Below are 17,419 nucleotides of genomic sequence, written 5' to 3'. Positions count from 1 at the left end.
GTTCACACGAGGTTATTCCATGCACGATACCCACAGCGAGCGTATGAGTAGCGGCGAGACCCGCGCAGCAGGCGGTCTGGCCCTGGTGTTCGCGTTCCGCATGCTTGGCATGTTCATGGTTTTGCCGGTTCTGGCAACCTACGGCATGGACCTGGCAGGCGCGAGCCCTGCACTGATCGGTCTGGCGATTGGCGCCTACGGCCTGACCCAGGCGGTGTTGCAGATACCGTTCGGGATCATTTCCGACCGTATCGGCCGGCGACCGGTCATTTATTTCGGCCTGATCATCTTTGCGATCGGCAGCGTGGTGGCGGCGAACGCGGATTCGATCTGGGGAATCATTGCCGGACGTATCCTGCAGGGGGCGGGCGCTATTTCCGCGGCGGTCATGGCGCTGCTCTCCGACCTGACCCGCGAACAGCACCGCACCAAGGCCATGGCCATGATCGGCATGACCATCGGCCTGTCGTTCGCCATCGCCATGGTCGTCGGCCCGGTCATCACCGGCATGTTCGGTCTTTCCGGGTTGTTCCTGGCCACTGGCGGCATGGCCTTGATAGGTGTTCTCATCGTCGCCTACGTGGTGCCCAAGGCCAGCGGGCCATTAATGCACCGCGAGTCCGGCGTCGCCAAACAGGCGCTGGGGGCGACGTTGCGTCATCCGGACCTGCTGCGCCTGGATTTGGGTATCTTCGTGTTGCATGCGATGCTCATGTCCAGCTTCGTGGCCTTGCCGCTGGCGCTGGTCGAAAAAGCCGGTTTGCCCAAGGAACAACACTGGTGGGTCTACCTGACCGCTTTGTTGGTTTCCTTCTTCGCGATGATCCCGTTCATCATCTATGGCGAGAAGAAACGTCAAATGAAGCGCGTTCTGCTGGGCGCCGTCACAGTTTTGATGCTGGCTGAGCTATTCTTCTGGGCCTACGGGGACACGTTGCGGGCACTGGTCATCGGGACAGTGGTATTCTTCACTGCGTTCAACCTGCTGGAAGCGTCATTGCCGTCGTTGATCAGCAAGGTTTCACCGGCCGGCGGAAAAGGCACGGCAATGGGAGTTTATTCCACCAGCCAGTTTCTTGGATCGGCCGCAGGTGGGATACTGGGCGGCTGGTTGTTCCAGCACGGTGGTCTCGATGCGGTGTTCCTGGGTGGTGCAGCCATGGCCGCCGTCTGGCTCGCCTTCGCAGTGACCATGCGAGAACCGCCTTACGTGACCAGCCTACGTCTGCCGTTGTCGCCGCAGGCGCAGCGTGAAGCAGGCCTGGCAGAGCGCTTGATGTCCGTAGCAGGCGTGACAGATGCAGTGGTGGTTGCGGAAGAGGCAGCCATCTACATAAAACTCGACACAAAATTATTGGATCGTACCTCTCTCGAAAAGCTGGTCAATCCAGCGTCAGAAGCGTGCGAAGCCTAGGAGAACGTTATGGCCCGTGGGGTTAACAAAGTCATATTGGTCGGTACATGCGGCCAGGATCCCGAAGTTCGCTACTTGCCTAACGGTAACGCCGTGACCAACCTGAGTCTGGCAACCAGCGAACAGTGGACTGACAAGCAGTCCGGTCAGAAAGTCGAAAAGACCGAATGGCACCGTGTATCGATGTTCGGCAAAGTCGCCGAAATCGCTGGCGAATACCTGCGCAAGGGTTCGCAGGTGTACATCGAAGGCAAGCTGCAGACCCGCGAGTGGGAAAAAGACGGCATCAAGCGCTACACCACTGAAATCGTCGTCGACATGCAGGGCACCATGCAACTGCTGGGCGGCCGTCCTCAGGGCGACTCCCAACAAGGTCAGGGCGGCGGCAACTACAACCAGTCCGCACCTCGTCCACAGCAGTCGCGCCCACAACAATCGGCGCCGCAGCAGTCCGCACCTCAGCAGAACTACAACCAGCAGCCGCCACAACGCGACTCGCGCCCAGCGCCACAACAACAAGCGCCGCAGCCAGCTGCTGACTTCGACAGCTTCGATGATGATATTCCGTTTTAGGATGTAGCCGGAACCTGCTGTTCAGGTCCAGAGCCGGAGCCCCCTTTTATCGGGGGCTTCGTCGTTTTCAGGCGTCAGAAAGCGCTGAACCGCTCTGGCGCTACTGCTGCCATGAAGGCTGCTATGCGCCTAAAACCGCGCACCCTTCTGTGTTTGTGCGTTTTCGAAACCATGCGCGATCACCCAGCTCGCTGGCTTCACCTCACCTCCTGGGCCAAACGCCAATGCCCGTTGTGCCAACGGCCCGTTGCTGGCCGTGGCGCCTGCAACATGCGGGCTGTCCCAAACACCCCACGTAATAACGGTAGATACCGAGCGCGTGGCAAGCACCACGTCGAGATAACGCTTATAAGTCGCTGCAACTGATCCATCACGATCTGCGATGGACCCCGTCAAGTGGCTGTCGTCGACGTCGAGTTCCGTGATGTGGATCGACAACCCCATATCACGCACTGCCAGAATAAAGCGAGACAGGCCCGGACCAAATGTGTCGCCTGTACGCAGGTGGGACTGAATGCCAAGGCCGTGTATGGGAATGCCCCGCTGCTTGAGCCCGCGCAGCAGGGCGAGCACGGCAGTGCGTTTGCTTTCGCCGTAATGGGTATCCTTTTCCAGGCCGTAATCGTTGTAGCAGAGCAGGGCGTCCGGGTCGGCCTTGTGCGCAGCCTTGAAGGCTATGTCCAGATAGCGAGGCCCGAGCATCTGATACCAGAATGAATTGCGCAGCCCCTCAGGCTGGCCGTCCTCCAGCTGGATGGCTTCGTTGACGACGTCCCATGCGCTGATGAGGCCGCGATAATGGCTGGCGACGGTACTGATGTGCGCCGTCAGCACTGCTTCGGCGTTCATCGGGGTGACGGTGTGGTGAACCCAGTCGGGTAAAGAGCGATGCCAGCAGAAGGTGTGCCCGCGCATACGCTGGTCATGCGCTTTCGCAAACGCCGCGATTGCGTCGGTGGGCGCGAAGTTGTAACGCTCTGGTTCGGGGTGGACGGTCTGCCACTTCAAAGCATTTTCTGGCACAACGATGCTGGCCTGACGGGCGACCAGCTGCCGATAGGCCGCATCGTCATTCAGCTTTGCCGGATCAATCGCAAAGCCGAACCGGATACCTTTCTCGGCGGCAGGCTGGCGCAATGCGGGAAAGGGTTCTGCCGCCAGCAGCCTGCTGTTGACGAAGGGCAGGCATGCCAGCAGGCGGACAAACGCAGTCAGAAAACTGCGTCGACTAGCCCGGCGCATTACGCACCAAAAATTCCCATCAACTCCTCACGGCCTACCATCACCGTCATTGAGCCTTGTTTCTGCTCGCCTTCAATCGTGCACAACAATCCGGCCTCCCGGCAGATAACGGCGCCCGCTGCGATGTCCCACAGGCTGGTGAATTTCTCCATGTAGCCGTCTGTCTGCCCCAAGGCAGCGAACGCCAGGCCGATGGTAGCGCAGCGATAACCAGCAAGGCCCCAGCCCTGTCGGCGCAGGCTCAGGTGCAGTTTGCCCATCTCTTCGGCGTCCCAGCGGGTGTTTTCGCCGACGCCGGCGATGCGCAGGTGCTCGGGTGGTTGAGGGCGGACAAAAGGGACGCCGTTGCGCAGCAAGCCATCACCCGTGCGGGCTGCCAGGGTGTAGCCCAGTGCCGGGTAGGCGACGACGCCGATTTCGGGCTTGCCTGCCGACATGTACGCCACCGCGATCCCCCACAATGGGGTGCCGCGCAGGTAGTTGCCGGTGCCGTCAATGGGGTCGATGACCCAGCCGTCGGTGATGAATTCGCCGCCCATTTCTTCGCCCAGGATTGTATCGTCGGGGAAGTGTTTGCTCAGTTCTGCTCGCAGCAGTTGTTCCACTTCAAAGTCGGCGCGGGAGACGAGGTCTTGCGCGCTTTTGGTGGTGATGTCGAGGGTGTGGCGGTCGTTAAAATACGCCATGGCCAGGCCAGTGGCCTTTTCTACAGCTTGCATGGCGACGCTGAGTCGGTTGTTCATTGCAGACAGCCTCCGTTCGGCAGGTTCAACAGGTCCGGGTAATCACTGAGAATCGACTGTGCGCCATGTTCCAGCAGGTAGTGCGCACGTTTCGGGCTGTTGATGGTAGCCACGGCGAATTCGACGCCGCTGCTTTTCAGGCGAACAAGGTGATGGTCATCGAGCATATCGTCAAGTACGTGAAGTATTCGGCAGTCATATTCGGCCAACAGCGCGACCGGGTCGGCAGGCGCCACCACGGAGGCGATAGCCAGCGGTACATCGTTCCACAAGCGTCGCGCGGCCGTTAGTGAGCGCACCGAAAAGCTGGAGACGAACAACCGATCGTTGTCGGCGGGCCACAGATTTTTGAGGATCGGCATCACCACTTCCGCCGTCTCGACATCGTCGCCAATGGTCGGCTTGAGTTCGACCTGCAAGCCCAGGTTGAGGCGCAGCGCACAGGCCACGATCTCTTCGAAGGTCGGCACCTGCAGGCCGGCGAATTCAGGCGCGAACCAACTGCCCGCGTCCAGCATGCGGATAGCTTGCAGCTCATGCAGCACGACGGCGCCACGGCCGTTGGTGGTGCGGTCCAGCAAGTCGTCATGAATCACGACCGGCTGGCCATCACGGGTCAGCTTCACGTCGATCTCGACCCACTCGGCGCCGCATTCGGCAGCTTTTTCCAGGGCCAGCAGAGTGTTTTCCGGCACGTAAGCCTTGGCACCGCGATGGGCAATCAGGGACGAGCGGACGAGGGGAGCAGGTTTGAGCATGGCGGGTCACTTGTCGGTGTGGGAGAAGGTCACGAGCTGGCGCTGGCCGGTCTCGATATCGAACAGCAAGGGTGTGGAATTGATCGCGAGTCGAACCTGGGTGCCGGGTATCTGATGTTGCCGTCCGGCGAGGCTGACAACGCAGCGCGTTCCAGCCAGTTGGCAATACAGCAGCGTGTGGCTACCCAGATTCTCCGAGGACTCGACTGTGGCAGTGACGCCTTCCTGGTCGAGCATGAAGGTCTCGGGGCGCAGGCCCATCAGCCATTTGCCGGTCCGGTTGCTGGCAATACCGAGCTTGATGGGCAAACGCTGCCCATCGGCGAGGAGCAAAATCCTGTCGTCGAGGCAATGCACCGGCAGCAGGTTCATGGGCGGCGTGCCGATGAAGCTGGCAACGAATGTGCTGGCGGGTTGATCGTAGATCTCGGCGGGCGTGCCGATCTGCTCGACACGGCCCTTGTCGAGAATCACCACGCGCTCGGCGAGGGTCATGGCTTCGGTCTGATCGTGGGTGACATACAGGATCGTCGCGCCGGTCTGCCGGTGCAGGCTGCGAATCAACAGACGCATTTCATGACGCAGCGCGCTGTCCAGATTGCACAGCGGCTCATCGAACAGCAGCACCGGCGGTTTGCGGATCAACGCCCGACCGATGGCGACGCGCTGGCGCTGGCCGCCGGAAAGTTCTCCAGGCTTGCGTTGCAGCAGTTCCTCCAGGCCCAGTGAGGCGGCGCACTCGCGGATGCGCTGCTCGCGTTCCTTGCGTGTAACCCGCGCCAGCTTGAGCGCGTAGCCGATGTTGTCGGCCACGCTCATGTGCGGGTAGAGCGCGTAGTTCTGAAACACCATGGCGCAGCCGCGTTCCTTGGGCGGCAGGCGCGTAACATCGCGGCCGCCCATGAGAATCTGCCCTTGGCTGACCTCTTCCAGCCCTGCCACCATGCGCAGCAGCGTGGACTTGCCACACCCGGACGGGCCAAGGATCACGTTGAGCTCGCCCGCCTTGAAAACCAGGTCGAGCCCGTGAAGGATGTGGTCTGTGCCATAGGTTTTGTGCAGGCCTTTGAGGACAATATCCGGCGCGCAGGTAATAGGGGTGAGCGCGTTCATTTACCGACTCCAATCAGGCCTTTGACAAACCATCGCTGCATGAGCGCAATGACGAGGATGGGCGGCAGCATGCTGACCACAGCAGCGGCCATCAGCAGGTTCCACTCGGGGACCTGAGTTGCATCGGTCGGCAGGAAACTGGCGACGCCCAGCACCAGCGTGCGCATGTCCTCACGATTGGTTGCGACCAGCGGCCACAGGTAATCCTTCCAGGCGCCGATGAACACCAGCGTGCCGAGCGCTGCAAAGTTGGTCTTCGACAATGGCAGCAGGATGTCGATGAAGAAGCGCCAGGGCCCGGCACCGTCCATCCGTGCGGCTTCGACCAGCTCAGCAGGCAGCGTCTGGTAGAACTGTCGGAACAGGAAGGTGCCGGTCGCCGAGGCAATCAGCGGCAGGGCGAGGCCGGGGTAGCTGTCGAGCAAATTGATGGTCGGCAGCGGCAGCCACTGAATGCCCAGCCAGTGCAACAGGCTGCGCACGGGGCCGAACAGATCGCTGGCCACTGCATACGTGGGGATGATCCGTACTTCCAGCGGCAGCAATAGCGCCCCCAGCACGGCGAAGAAAATCACCGAACTGTAGCGGCTGCGGAAGTACACCACGGCAAAGGCTGTCAGCGCCGAGAGCGTCAGCTTGCCGATCACCACCAGTGTGGCGACCAGCAGGCTGTTGCCCAGCAGGCGCAGCAGATCGAGACGCCGGGTGACCTGCTGCAGATTCTCCAGCAGTTGGTCGCCGGGAATCACCGCCAGACCGTGGGCGAACAGTTGTGGGTTGCTGACGGTCGCCGAGCAGACCGCGATGTACAGCGGGCCCAGCGCGAACACCAGCCCCAGAGTCAGCAGCAGGTAAGCACCTGCGTTGAACAGCCGGTTATGCTCGATCATGCTTTCACCCCGCGGCGCTGGAAGCGCGACAGGAGTTTGAATTGAGCGACGCTCAGCGCCACCACCGCGAGCAGCATGAGCACTGACAGGGTCGATGAGCCTGCCAGGTCCAACCCCATGAACCCGTCGGTGTAAATCTTGTAGGCCAGCACATTGGTGGTGTCGCCAGGTCCGCCTTGGGTGAGGGTGTCGACCAGGCCGAAACTGTTCGACAGGCTTTCCAGCAGGTCGATGACAAACACGAACAACAGATAGGGCGCGATCAGGGGCAGTTGTATGTCGAGCATGCGCCGCAACGGACCTGCGCCATCCAGTGCTGCAGCGGCGAGGTAGTCGTCGGGCACCGATTTCAGACTGGCGACCAGCATCACGAAGTTGAACGGCACCAGGCACCAGGCATACGCCACGATCAGCAACAGCATGCTCTGTATCGGGCTGGAGTAGGGCGCCCAGGTGCCGGGTGCAATCGCGTTGAGCCAGGCGAAAATACCCATCACCGGATTGGCCAGCACATGAAAGACGATACCGATGGTTGCGCCCGATACCGCGTAGGGCCAGATCAGCAGGTTGCGAAACACGGCGTTGCCGCGCAGTTTCAGTTCCAGGCACAGGGCAAGCACCAGCGCGATGAGGATCGAAAGCACGACGCTCGATAAGCTGAACACCAGCGTCGAGCCCAGCGACGCCAGCACGCCGGGGTCTTTCAGCACACGCCAGTAATTGCTCAGACCAACAAAGATTTCATTGCCGCCGAAGGGTGGCACCAGATGAAACGACCACCAGATGGCCTGGATCGCAGGCCAATAGAAGAACAGGCCGAGCGCCAGCAGTTGCGGCAGGGCGAACAGTAACGCCAGACGTGGCTGTGGGAAATGCGCACGCGGTTTCATGGCGTTGCCTCGTTTGAGTCGTTGCTGGCCTGGGCCTGATGCATCTGTTGAAACAGCCCCAGCAGCTGGTTGGCCCGCAGCGTCGTCTGGCGCAGGGCCAGATCGATGCTCTGGCGACCCGCGAGCGCGTTCTCCATTTCCTGCGACCAGATCAGGCGCATCAGCGTGATAAAACCGCAGCGCAAAGGCGCGGAGGGCTGACCGTCGATATCGGTCAGCGCTGCCAGTCCGACCGTCATTGCCGATGGCTCGCTGGCTGCGGATTGCAAGCGTGCGGCGGCAGCCTGAGTGACAGGCAGGTAGCCCGTCCGTGCGCTGAACATCAACTGATTGTCCGGTTGCAGCACGAATGCCAGAAATTCCGAGACCAGTCGGTAATCCCTCACGGAATGCCCGCGCATCACCCACAGCGAGGAGCCTCCGGGGACATTGGCGCGTCGCTGGGTACCCGCGTAAATCGGCAGTGCCGTGACCTGAATATCGGATTCGGGCGTGCTGTGCACAACATTCCACGCCCCGGTGGAGTCGATCAGCATGGCGCAGTCGTCGGTGGCAAACGCCAGTGCCTGCTGTCCGCTGCGGGTTGCATCCTCATGGACCACCAGACCTTCACGGGCCCATTGCGCGAGGTCTTTCATGAGACGCAGATGGGAGCCTTCGTCGAATTGATAACGGTCACTGCCTGCGGAGCGAACAGCAACGGCGGTGCCTTGCGCTGCGCTGGTCTGCTCCAGCCAGATCCAGGGCGCAAACGCGCTGACGACCGGGCATTTCTGGCCGCTTTTCTTAAGGGCTCGCAAGGCATCCGCAAAAGCTTCCCACGTGGCGGGCGGCGCACTGATCCCGGCAGCGGCCAGCGCATTTCTGTGCGTGTAGAGCACGGCTGTGGACGCCGCAAAAGGCTGCGCCGCGAGCGTGCCGTGATCGTCGGCGTAGTAGCGCCGCAAGGCTGGCAGAAAGGTGTCGTCGGGATAGGCCCTGTGATGATCGGCCATGATCGCCTCGACAGGTCGGGTGGCACCGCCCAAGAGCATGTCAGGCGTGGCGACGTCGTAAATCTCCACCAGTGCCGGGCCTATTCCCGCCCGGTAAGCGGCGACGGTTTTCTGCAGCGTCTGCTCATAGCTGCCCTGGTGAATGCAGTGCAGACGATCCTCTTCCTCGCGTTGCGCATTGAAGCTTCTGCACAAGTCCGCGATGGCACTCCCGGCCGCGCCACTGTGGCTGTACCAGAACTCGGCCGGTGCGGCGAAGGTGTGTGCAGCGAGCGACAGCAGGGCCAGCGTGGAAAATAGCTTACGGATGGAAGGCATGAGAACACTCACAAGAACTCAATGCCATTTAATACAGGTTATGTGTAGTATTTGTGACCTGCGCGACTTTTATTAAATTTTCATGATTGAAGTGTGCAATGGATGGTGGGCGATACACTGCTTCACGCGCCGACTGTTTTAATCCTCCTATGATTTGAAGATTCCATGCCTCTCGACCTCGACACGCCACTTGATTCGCATCAACCGTTGAGCCTCAATGAACGCAAGCTGCTGGACATCCTTCGTCGTCGAGGCGCGATCACCCGTGCCACGGTTTCGACCGAGATGGACCTGGCTCAACAGTCGGTGCACCGGCTTATCGAAGAACTGATCAGCCGTGGTCTGCTGCGCAGCGGCGAGCGCGTCAAAAACGGTCGCGGCCAACCCAGCCCGCGTATCGAACTGATCAACGAAGCGGTGTATGCCATCGGCGTATCGATCAACACCGACTCGGCAGTGGTCTGCGTCGCCGATTTGGGCTGCAATGTGCTGGAACAGGTCACCCTGCGCACGCCGCCGTTAAGCCGCAACAGCACCCTGGATTCGCTGGAAAAGACCATCGAACGCATGCTTCAGCGCAACGGCATCGAAGTGCAACGGGTCGTCGGCATGGGCTTCGCGATTGCCGGCTTTTTTCTCGAGAACCGCCAGATCAATGCGCCTGAACCGCTGCGCGACTGGTCATTGATGGACCTGCAACCGGTGCTGGAAGAACGATTCGGCATGCCGGTCTGGCTGGAAAACAACGCCACCACCGCAGCCATCGGCGAAAGCCTGGTCGGCGTGGGCGCCTGGGCCAGCAACTTCGTCTACCTGTCGTTCAACTTCGGTTTCGGCGCGGGCGTCGTGATTAACGGCAAGCCGTACTTCGGCAGCCACGGCAACGCAGGCGAGATCACCCTTTACAACGACGAAGAGTCGATAAACCGTCCGGCTTTGCGTTACTTGCTCGAAGACCTGCATCAGAGCGGCGTGCAGGTCGACTCGATCGAAGACCTGCGCTTGCGCTTCGACCTCGACTGGCCCGGTGTGGATACCTGGCTGACACGCGTCAAGCCCACCCTGGATCGTCTGGTCAACGCACTGGCCGGGTTGTTCGATCCGCAGGCCGTGGTGTTTGGCGGGCAATTACCGCCCGAATTGGGAAAACGCCTGATCGCCGCGACGACTTTCTGGGGCACCCATCGCTACAACTCCCCACCGCCTCGGCCGCAGTTATTGCTGAGCGAGACGAATGGCGATGCGGCGGCTCTGGGGGCGGCGTTGGTGCCGTTGAAAGAGCGGTTTTTTGTTTGATCTGTCGTCAGTATCGAGTCGAAGCGGGCATTCAACGCATGATGACATCTACGCCAAAAGCATTTTGACGCTCTCAGCCCTTCTGTCTTAGAGCTTGCATCAGTTGCTCAACGACGATGGCTTCAACGGCACCTTCAGTGGCGTCCGCCTCAAAAGCAGCGCAGCAAGCCGATGCCATAGAACGGCGTGATCCATGGGCTTTCTGGAATCGGGCCGCCTAATGTTCGTGCGGTCTGCATTTCCTCAAGCAAGCCCGCGCACAGGATGTCTGCGCAGAGAAATCGATCCAGAAATAACGCTGCTTGCGAAATCGGACCGATCAACAAGCCGTGGTAAACCCAGGCGGGGTCATCATTCGAGGTACTTCCCAGAGGGATCGTTTGTAGGTCGGCTCGCGCTTTAGCAAAGCGAACGTTCGAGATACCCAGAGGGGCAAGAGCACGTTGAATCACTGCATCATCAAGCGTCAGATCGGTCAGCCGTTCAATGAGCCTGCCGATGAATAAGTAGCCGACATTCGAGTAACGCCAGCCGTTTCCAGGGCTGTATCGAAGTCGAGTACCGTCAAGACGTCGCATCATTTCATCTGCCGGCCAAGCGGGCTCACCGTTAGCAATGGCGGTGTGATACTCCGCAAGTTCTCCGTAATCAGCCAGGCCTGCTTCATGCCGCAGTAGCTGGCGCAAAGTGAAAGGTTGATCAGGGATAGGGTCGTCCAACCCGGTCAGTCCATCCTGTACCAACGAGAGGGCTGTCGTAGCCAGGACCGTTTTCGTAAAGCTCCACCATGGGGCTATCAGTTCCAATCGGTCTGGCGTTTGTGGCCGACCATTGGACAAGAGTGAAATGAGCATTGGCTTCCCTGGAGTGGTGAGCGGATCGACAGCCCGACAAGATATCCCAATTACTCTTCTTTGCCGGGTGGGGGGACGTCAGCCGTTTGTGCTGTGATGCACGACTGCTTTTGGCCATTAGCCGCATTTGGCGGGGCAGGCAGGTGCGTTGGCTGGCCATTAACATTTATTCATGCAATCGGTGCTTAAGATTCAAGAAACTCGGCCGATTATACGATATTGCTGAAATTAAGTTGGCTCTAATCATCGTTGAATAAGCCGTATTGTACAGTCGGAGTTGACAAGTGAAGTTACGCCTGAGCTGCAAAGCTATAATGATCGCCCTGTCGTTTGCCTTGTCGAATGTGGCGATTTCTGAAGAGCTTAAAGTGTACAACTTTTCGCCCGTCAATCAGTACAATCTTAATCTTTCAGCCAGCTTTTGGAATCCAATCATAAAGTATGTGTCCGAAAAAAGCGGCGTGAATCTTACGCTGAAGTTAGGGCGAACGTCCTCTGATACAACGAGTTATGTGCTCGCCCAAGAAGTTGATTTCGCTTTTACCAATCATCTGTTTAGCCCGGAACGCGACAAGATGGGCTGGAAGGTGTTTGGTCGCCGTGACGCGCCTGCGCTTGAGGGGCAAATCGTGGTGCCTGCCGACTCGCCAATTCATAGCCTTTCGGAGCTGGAGGGCAAGGAAGTCGTGTACCCGGGACCGGAAGCGTTCATTGCTTATAAAGTCACAAGCTCGGAATTGGTCAAGAAAGGGATCAACACGTCTACTGTGTTTGCAGGGAACATGGACGGTGCTTTCAGCCAACTCCTCAGTGGTAAGGCTCAAGCGATGGGAGCCAATTCACAGCTGGTAAGCGGCTACACGGAGAGAGAAGGGAAGTCGTTCCGCGTACTGTGGAGTTCAGCCTCGTTCAATGATTTGGCCCTCATGGCATCCCCTCGGGTTTCTAAAAAAGAACGTGATGCGGTCGCCAACGCATTTTTTAATATGCAAAACGATCCCGACGGTAGCAGGGTTCTTCGTGAGGCGACCGAGCTGGTCCATGCACCGGCACCGATTACCTTCATTCCTGCGACGGAAGCGGATTATGCGTCCTATCGTGATTTTTATAACAGTTTGCCAGCAAACCTTAAGTAAATAATTTCAACGTTAGCTGGAGAGGCTGTTAATGAATTTCTTTAAAAGCCTGCTGCCCAAATCACTGACGTCGCGAATACTGGCGATGTTATCCATTCTGATACTGACTTTTTTGACGACAGGGCTGGGACTGTTTTATAAAAACCAGCTGCTTCAGCATATTGAAGAGATACAAGACACCGCTAACATGCTCATTGAGGTTGCGGCGCAAGCGGTTGAGGAAAGTGTCGTCATCGGCGATTACGACACCATCAAAAGAACCCTCGAAAAAACCCTGGCTCGCTCGCCGTTCAAGTCGGCCATGTTTATTGACCTGTCGGGTGGCGTGATTCGCCTTGAGGCAGCCAGTGCGCCGGTTGGAAGAGCGCCTGCGTGGATAGAGTCTGAAGTCGCTGCAAGATTATTCGATGTCAATCGCCCGATCACTATTGGCGGAAAAGATTATGGCGTGATGCGTTTGTCTTTTAATGCCGAGAGAATTGCTGCCGAACTCTATAGTCTTGTGATCCAGGCTACATTGTTTGCGGTATTTTTTCTGCTGATAAGTTTGATGTTGATGGGGTTCATGATCAAGCGTTCGCTTGCTCACCTGGGCAAACTTCACTCTTATGAGGCGGAAATTGCTTCAGGTGCAGTGGCAGCAGAAGCGATGTTGGTCGCTGATGCTCCCATGGAAATACAGGAGGCTATAAAAGCGGTAAACCGCACTGCCGCAAGTATGCGCAATCACTTTGGTCTGCGTATCGAATCGTTGATGAATACCTTGGTGCAGCATAAAAATGCCCTGGATGAGGTGTCCATCGTTTGCGAAGTGTCGGCCTCCGGACGTATCACCTACGTTAACGAACGATTCGTAACAAGCTCACAGCACTCGCGAGCCGAGCTTTTAGAGTTGACGATCGATGAGGTCTGGACCGGCATGTCTTCAACCACTGAACCGTGGCAATGGGCACCGGAAAATGAGGTGTGGAACGGTGAGGTCAGGCTCTCAGGTCGCAGCGGCAAGGTTGCATGGCATCGACGCACTATCATACCTATTCTCGATGACCTGGGCGGCGTTGAAAAATATATCTGCATCGATATCGATATCACCGATCGAAAAGAGTTTGAGGTGGCGATTCTGGATAACTCCAGAAGGCAAAACCTTATCGCCTTGTTTGGCCAGCAGGCGTTGACCGAGGAAAACGTCAGTGTTCTGGGTGAACGGGCAACACTGACTGCGGCGCAAGGATTGAACTTGAGCAAGGCCGCTTTACGGGTCATTGATCGAGTGAATCATGAGGTCATCCTCAGCGCGGAGGTTGGCTTCACCGACGTTGAGATCCGCAGTGGTTATCACAATGATTTTTCGAGCGGGACTGCTGCTTCTGTCGGGTTTTTCATTAATGCTGATGCGCCAGATAGCAGGTACGCGCTGCTTCCTGGTGAAACAGTGGACGTTTGCAATATTAGAAGTGGCCTGGAGGTTGATATCTCTTGCAGGGAGGTCTTCAAGGGCGTTCTTGGTGTGTATGCCAGCAGGGATTACACCTTTACGCGTGAAGATGTCAGCTACCTTCAAACACTTGCCAACCTTTTGGCAGCCGCGCTTGAAAGGTATGACGCAAAGAGAAAGCTCACCTACCTGGCCGAAAATGATTCGCTTACCCATCTGCCTAATCGCTGGTTTCTCAGCAATTATCTGCGCGAGATAATTAGTCGGACAACGTCAGCGCCAGATGCAGTAAGCGTCATATTCATAGATTTGGACAGGTTCAAGGCCGTCAATGACACCATGGGGCATTCAGTAGGCGATCAATTGCTTATCCAGGCGGGTCGACGCTTGAAAGGCTGCATGGATGAGAACAGTGTGGTTGCGCGGCTGGGAGGCGATGAATTTTCGATTGTCGTCACACACAACGTCTATTCCGAGAGCCTCATAAAATCGCTGGCGACCCACGTTGTTGATGCGCTGGGCAAACCGTTCAACCTTGGCGGTCAGGATATATTCGTTTCAGCGAGTGTAGGCATCGCTAATTATCCGTTTGACGGGCGTGACACTGGCGTTATCTTGAAGAATGCGGACACCGCCATGTACCATGCGAAAAAAAGTGGCCGTAACAATTTCAAGTTTTACAACGCCAGAATGAACGAAAGTTTAACCAGACGCTTGCAAACGGAAACGCTATTGCGGGGTGCGCTTGATCGCGATGAGTTTATTCTGCATTTTCAGCCAAAGGTCAGCCTCGCCGATGGCAGGATAAGTGGTCTGGAGGCTTTATTGCGCTGGAATCACCCGGAGCAAGGTATGATTTCTCCGGCCGATTTTATCCCTATTCTTGAGGACACTGGCCTGATCATTCCTGTCGGCGTTTGGGTTATACGGAAAGTCTGTGAAACCCTAAAAAGCTGGGAAGAGAACAACATAAGGCTGGTACCGATCGCCATCAATCTGTCCGTCAGGCAGCTTCAAGTCAAAGGCCTGGCTGAGACCGTCAAGCACGTCGTTGAAGCATACGGTATCAACCCCGCTCTTTTAGAGTTCGAACTGACCGAGTCGATGCTGATGATCGATCCCGAGTCGGCGGTTGAGATACTTCGAGATATAAAATCGTATGGTATAAGCCTCTCCGTCGATGATTTCGGAACGGGCTATTCCAGTTTGGCCTACCTGAAGCGGTTTCCTCTTGATGCCCTCAAAATCGACAGGGCGTTCATAAAGGATATCACCAGCAATCATGAGGACGCCGCGATCACCAGGGCAGTAATCGTACTGGCGCACGAATTGGGTCTTAAGGTCATTGCAGAAGGCGTTGAAACAGTCGACCAGCTAGAGCTGCTCGTGGCGTATGGCTGCGATCAAATGCAGGGTTATCTTTTCAGTAAGCCTGTCATCAGTGATGAGTGTGCAGCGATGATCAAATCGTCACGCAGTCTGGATATAGGGTTTTCTGAAAGCGGTGTGGCGTAGCGTAGTAGTGATAGCCTCTGCGAGAGCGGTCATGGCGCGCCGCTGTACGCAGCGCCCACTTTTAGCTGTTAGCCGACAGCTTCAGGGGGGATCTGCACGATGTGGGTCGCGTGAGAATCCTCTATTCGAATGAAGCCTCCGTCGTAAAGCGTGTCCAACAGCATGCTGAGTGTTGGGTCAACCCGCTTCCAATTTCAATCATTGGCGAACGGTGGTAACGAAGTATCGTGAGACGACCCAGAGCATGAAATCCTTTGCGGCTGTGGCCAAGGGTTTCTCAGATCATTCGCCTGGAGGTCTGCGCCAGCCTTAAGATTATTGACGAAGTTTTAGTTGATGGCACAATAGTGGCCTCTATCGCTGTCGTATGAGGCAGTGGTAAGGCCGCAATTCTTGAATGGATTCGGACAGACGTTCTGTTATTGACTAAGGAAAATCGTAAATGAAACGCTTGAAGACACTGGGCCTTGCGGCAATGCTGGTATTGAGCGGCTGCGCCAGTTTTACCAAGGACGAAGTAGCGCCAGTCACCATGCCTTCCATGGCCAGCTACACGAATAAACCCAACGTGTTCGTTGCGTTCGATTTCTACCAGGGCACACCCGGAACCACCGGCGCAGTAGAAGTACCGCAAGCTCGGGATGCACTCAAGCCCCAACTGCAAAAAGCGCTGACTGACTCTGGGTTGTTTGGCCGAGTGACCCTTGATGAGTTCAAGAAACAGCCAGGCGACTACAGCCTGCACCTCAAGGTGTATAACCATCCGCCAAGCGGTGGCCAATTGGTGATGGCGTTTATCAGTGGTCTGACTCTGACTATTATTCCGTCGATGGCCACCGATCAGTACAGCATGAGCCTGGAGGCGCAGGATTCCCAGGGTAAGGTGCTTAGAACAGTCGGTAACCATGATGCAATCAACACCTGGATAGGTATCTGGTTTGTGCCGATGATGGCCAATACACCGCAGAAGGCTGTTAACGATACGTTTACGCGCCAGGTCAATTCACTGCTCAAGCAGTTGGTGGAGAGCCAGAGTCTGAAGTACTCAATGCTGAAGGTTACTGTTCCGCAGGCGTAATGAACTGACCGTCCGAAAAAAAGAGCCCATTTGGGCTCTTTTTTTATTTGTGATTCAGCGCTTGGGTAAACAGTGGGTCGCTGTATAAAGCCTTGAGCAAATCACGCACCAACGGGTTGTAGGCGTTTGCCGCATTGGGGATAGCGACGGCCCCCAAAAAACTGCTGTTCCATTGGCTGCTGACCTGCTTGGTAGCGTCATATTCAACTTTCGCGCCGTTGATCAGGGTGAAGTGCGCGGCGATTGTGCCGGTGCCTGTACCCATTCCAGCGGTCAGTTCATTCTGCGTAACCAGCACATTTAGCTGGCGTGGCGATTGCGGGTCGATGAGATCTGCGCGGTCCAGTTCACCCGTCAGGGCATCCTGGATGTGTTGCGTGATGCTGCCGCTAGGGGATGTGACAGGATTGCCGCGCACTTGCAGTGAATCCTGACCTGCCGCAGCGCTGACCTGAGTCTGACGGATCGGTAAAAGGGGAGGCGTTTGCTTGAGCTTCTGGACGTTATCGAAGCTGGGCTCGTAACGCGTCATGGTCACGCCACAGCCTTGTATCAACAGTGCAAGCACCGCAACCAACAGTAGATTTCCTTTCACTGCATTTCCTTGTCTGAGTTATTTGGGGGCGTGATTATCAGGAACCTCAGATTCAAGGGCAATGCTTGATAGCCTGCTGGCCTACATCCTCAGCGCTATAGCCTCTGCCACAAGGCACTCCAGCGCAAACTGCTCGGTATAGGTCATCTGAATCGGCGTGGTCTCGCCCTTGACGGTCCGTTCCCCATCGAGGATGTAGCGAATGCGTTTGTCGGTCACCCCGATGCGCTTGGCAATCCACGAAGGGGTTTGACCGATGCGCGAGATCAGTTTGTCGGCATATTCGGTGGAGGGGTTATAGAGTTCTGCGTTGGGTGTCATGGTGTGTCCAGATGGAAGTCAGGCGCTATAGATGCGGGGGAGTATGCAGCACCGTGCGCTGTTCGTCGCCGTGGGGCTGGCAACCGACACGTATTATGCAGCGACTGGCAGATTGCCTTCGCTAGCAAGCTCGCTCCCACAGATGCCTGTCTTCAGGAGCAGGCCCGTTCCCGCAGGATCCTGTCTCCAGGAGCACACCGCGCAGCGTCACTCAATGCAAGTGGCGGATGGGGCGATCCTTCGCCCGTCCTCA

The 17,419-nt window shown here is 57.2% G+C and carries 15 protein-coding genes and 1 pseudogene; 6 read left to right on the top strand and 10 right to left on the bottom strand.

Annotated elements, in window-relative coordinates; translation table 11 throughout:
• Window positions 1-19: 19 nt before the first annotated feature.
• Window positions 20-1,414 (top strand): MFS transporter, encoded by a 1,395-nt coding sequence (locus tag AO388_RS08160; protein WP_003431811.1) that lies wholly within the window; start codon window positions 20-22, stop codon window positions 1,412-1,414.
• 9 nt (window positions 1,415-1,423) lie between these two features.
• A complete protein-coding gene (locus tag AO388_RS08155; RefSeq protein WP_002555458.1) occupies window positions 1,424-1,987 on the top strand; it encodes a single-stranded DNA-binding protein in 564 nt (187 codons plus the stop codon).
• A 129-nt stretch (window positions 1,988-2,116) separates the two neighbouring features.
• Here the strand turns inward: AO388_RS08155 and AO388_RS08150 are convergent, their stop codons facing one another.
• From AO388_RS08150 to AO388_RS08120, 7 genes are read right to left on the bottom strand one after another with little or no spacing between them, the layout of a single operon-like run.
• Window positions 2,117-3,229 (bottom strand): endo-1,4-beta-xylanase, encoded by a 1,113-nt coding sequence (locus AO388_RS08150; protein WP_058416285.1) that lies wholly within the window; start codon window positions 3,227-3,229, stop codon window positions 2,117-2,119.
• Complete coding sequence (locus tag AO388_RS08145) at window positions 3,229-3,972, bottom strand: inositol monophosphatase family protein (RefSeq protein ID WP_058416284.1); 744 nt, start codon at window positions 3,970-3,972, stop codon at window positions 3,229-3,231. Before AO388_RS08145 ends, AO388_RS08150 begins: the two co-directional genes overlap by 1 nt.
• The gene (locus AO388_RS08140; protein WP_003368990.1) at window positions 3,969-4,730 is read right to left on the bottom strand and encodes a glycerophosphoryl diester phosphodiesterase; all 762 of its coding nucleotides are present in this window, start codon (window positions 4,728-4,730) and stop codon (window positions 3,969-3,971) included. The genes AO388_RS08145 and AO388_RS08140 overlap by 4 nt, the downstream gene beginning before the upstream one ends.
• A 6-nt stretch (window positions 4,731-4,736) precedes the next feature.
• Window positions 4,737-5,843: an ABC transporter ATP-binding protein gene (locus tag AO388_RS08135; protein WP_058416283.1), complete on the bottom strand. Its 1,107-nt coding sequence runs from the start codon at window positions 5,841-5,843 to the stop codon at window positions 4,737-4,739.
• A complete protein-coding gene (locus AO388_RS08130) occupies window positions 5,840-6,733 on the bottom strand; it encodes an ABC transporter permease subunit (RefSeq protein WP_058416282.1) in 894 nt (297 codons plus the stop codon). The genes AO388_RS08135 and AO388_RS08130 overlap by 4 nt, the downstream gene beginning before the upstream one ends.
• Window positions 6,730-7,623 (bottom strand): carbohydrate ABC transporter permease, encoded by an 894-nt coding sequence (locus tag AO388_RS08125; RefSeq protein ID WP_058416281.1) that lies wholly within the window; start codon window positions 7,621-7,623, stop codon window positions 6,730-6,732. Before AO388_RS08125 ends, AO388_RS08130 begins: the two co-directional genes overlap by 4 nt.
• Complete coding sequence (locus tag AO388_RS08120; protein WP_058416280.1) at window positions 7,620-8,936, bottom strand: extracellular solute-binding protein; 1,317 nt, start codon at window positions 8,934-8,936, stop codon at window positions 7,620-7,622. The genes AO388_RS08125 and AO388_RS08120 overlap by 4 nt, the downstream gene beginning before the upstream one ends.
• A gap of 165 nt (window positions 8,937-9,101) precedes the next feature.
• On the opposite strand from AO388_RS08120, the gene AO388_RS08115 reads away from it, so the two are divergent.
• Window positions 9,102-10,232, top strand: a complete 1,131-nt coding sequence (locus AO388_RS08115; protein ID WP_058397052.1) for an ROK family transcriptional regulator — start codon at window positions 9,102-9,104, stop codon at window positions 10,230-10,232.
• A gap of 73 nt (window positions 10,233-10,305) precedes the next feature.
• On the opposite strand, the pseudogene AO388_RS08110 reads toward AO388_RS08115, so the two are convergent.
• A pseudogene (locus tag AO388_RS08110) lies at window positions 10,306-11,086 on the bottom strand (serine hydrolase domain-containing protein).
• Window positions 11,087-11,400: 314 nt separating this feature from the next.
• Here AO388_RS08110 and AO388_RS08105 point away from each other — a divergent pair.
• The 3 genes from AO388_RS08105 (at window position 11,401) to AO388_RS08095 (ending at window position 16,250) form a co-directional block, all read left to right on the top strand.
• Window positions 11,401-12,222 carry a phosphate/phosphite/phosphonate ABC transporter substrate-binding protein gene (locus tag AO388_RS08105; protein WP_003431792.1) on the top strand — a complete coding sequence of 274 codons (822 nt, stop codon included), beginning with the start codon at window positions 11,401-11,403 and terminating at the stop codon, window positions 12,220-12,222.
• Window positions 12,223-12,253: 31 nt separating this feature from the next.
• Window positions 12,254-15,172, top strand: a complete 2,919-nt coding sequence (locus AO388_RS08100; protein ID WP_003431789.1) for a putative bifunctional diguanylate cyclase/phosphodiesterase — start codon at window positions 12,254-12,256, stop codon at window positions 15,170-15,172.
• Window positions 15,173-15,614: 442 nt separating this feature from the next.
• Complete coding sequence (locus AO388_RS08095; protein WP_054081925.1) at window positions 15,615-16,250, top strand: hypothetical protein; 636 nt, start codon at window positions 15,615-15,617, stop codon at window positions 16,248-16,250.
• 43 nt (window positions 16,251-16,293) lie between these two features.
• On the opposite strand, the gene AO388_RS08090 is transcribed toward AO388_RS08095, so the two are convergent.
• Together AO388_RS08090 and AO388_RS08085 are read right to left on the bottom strand one after the other, a co-directional pair.
• Entirely contained in the window at window positions 16,294-16,845 is a 552-nt protein-coding gene (locus AO388_RS08090) for a hypothetical protein (protein ID WP_058416279.1), read from the bottom strand.
• Window positions 16,846-16,926: 81 nt separating this feature from the next.
• Window positions 16,927-17,166 (bottom strand): hypothetical protein, encoded by a 240-nt coding sequence (locus AO388_RS08085; RefSeq protein WP_003317071.1) that lies wholly within the window; start codon window positions 17,164-17,166, stop codon window positions 16,927-16,929.
• Window positions 17,167-17,419: the final 253 nt, after the last annotated feature.

The sequence above is a fragment of the Pseudomonas sp. ICMP 10191 genome (assembly GCF_001467335.1).
Lineage (GTDB): Bacteria > Pseudomonadota > Gammaproteobacteria > Pseudomonadales > Pseudomonadaceae > Aquipseudomonas > Aquipseudomonas cerasi.
This window is presented reverse-complemented; position numbering and strand designations above follow the sequence as displayed.

Excerpts from the sequence above, each read along its gene's own strand:
- AO388_RS08160 (WP_003431811.1), top strand. The coding sequence starts at position 20 with ATGCACGATACCCACAGCGAGCGTATGAGTAGCGGCGAGACCCGCGCA.
- AO388_RS08155 (WP_002555458.1), top strand. The coding sequence starts at position 1,424 with ATGGCCCGTGGGGTTAACAAAGTCATATTGGTCGGTACATGCGGCCAG.
- AO388_RS08150 (WP_058416285.1), bottom strand. The coding sequence starts at position 3,229 with ATGCGCCGGGCTAGTCGACGCAGTTTTCTGACTGCGTTTGTCCGCCTG.
- AO388_RS08145 (WP_058416284.1), bottom strand. The coding sequence starts at position 3,972 with ATGAACAACCGACTCAGCGTCGCCATGCAAGCTGTAGAAAAGGCCACT.
- AO388_RS08140 (WP_003368990.1), bottom strand. The coding sequence starts at position 4,730 with ATGCTCAAACCTGCTCCCCTCGTCCGCTCGTCCCTGATTGCCCATCGC.
- AO388_RS08135 (WP_058416283.1), bottom strand. The coding sequence starts at position 5,843 with ATGAACGCGCTCACCCCTATTACCTGCGCGCCGGATATTGTCCTCAAA.
- AO388_RS08130 (WP_058416282.1), bottom strand. The coding sequence starts at position 6,733 with ATGATCGAGCATAACCGGCTGTTCAACGCAGGTGCTTACCTGCTGCTG.
- AO388_RS08125 (WP_058416281.1), bottom strand. The coding sequence starts at position 7,623 with ATGAAACCGCGTGCGCATTTCCCACAGCCACGTCTGGCGTTACTGTTC.
- AO388_RS08120 (WP_058416280.1), bottom strand. The coding sequence starts at position 8,936 with ATGCCTTCCATCCGTAAGCTATTTTCCACGCTGGCCCTGCTGTCGCTC.
- AO388_RS08115 (WP_058397052.1), top strand. The coding sequence starts at position 9,102 with ATGCCTCTCGACCTCGACACGCCACTTGATTCGCATCAACCGTTGAGC.
- AO388_RS08105 (WP_003431792.1), top strand. The coding sequence starts at position 11,401 with ATGATCGCCCTGTCGTTTGCCTTGTCGAATGTGGCGATTTCTGAAGAG.
- AO388_RS08100 (WP_003431789.1), top strand. The coding sequence starts at position 12,254 with ATGAATTTCTTTAAAAGCCTGCTGCCCAAATCACTGACGTCGCGAATA.
- AO388_RS08095 (WP_054081925.1), top strand. The coding sequence starts at position 15,615 with ATGAAACGCTTGAAGACACTGGGCCTTGCGGCAATGCTGGTATTGAGC.
- AO388_RS08085 (WP_003317071.1), bottom strand. The coding sequence starts at position 17,166 with ATGACACCCAACGCAGAACTCTATAACCCCTCCACCGAATATGCCGAC.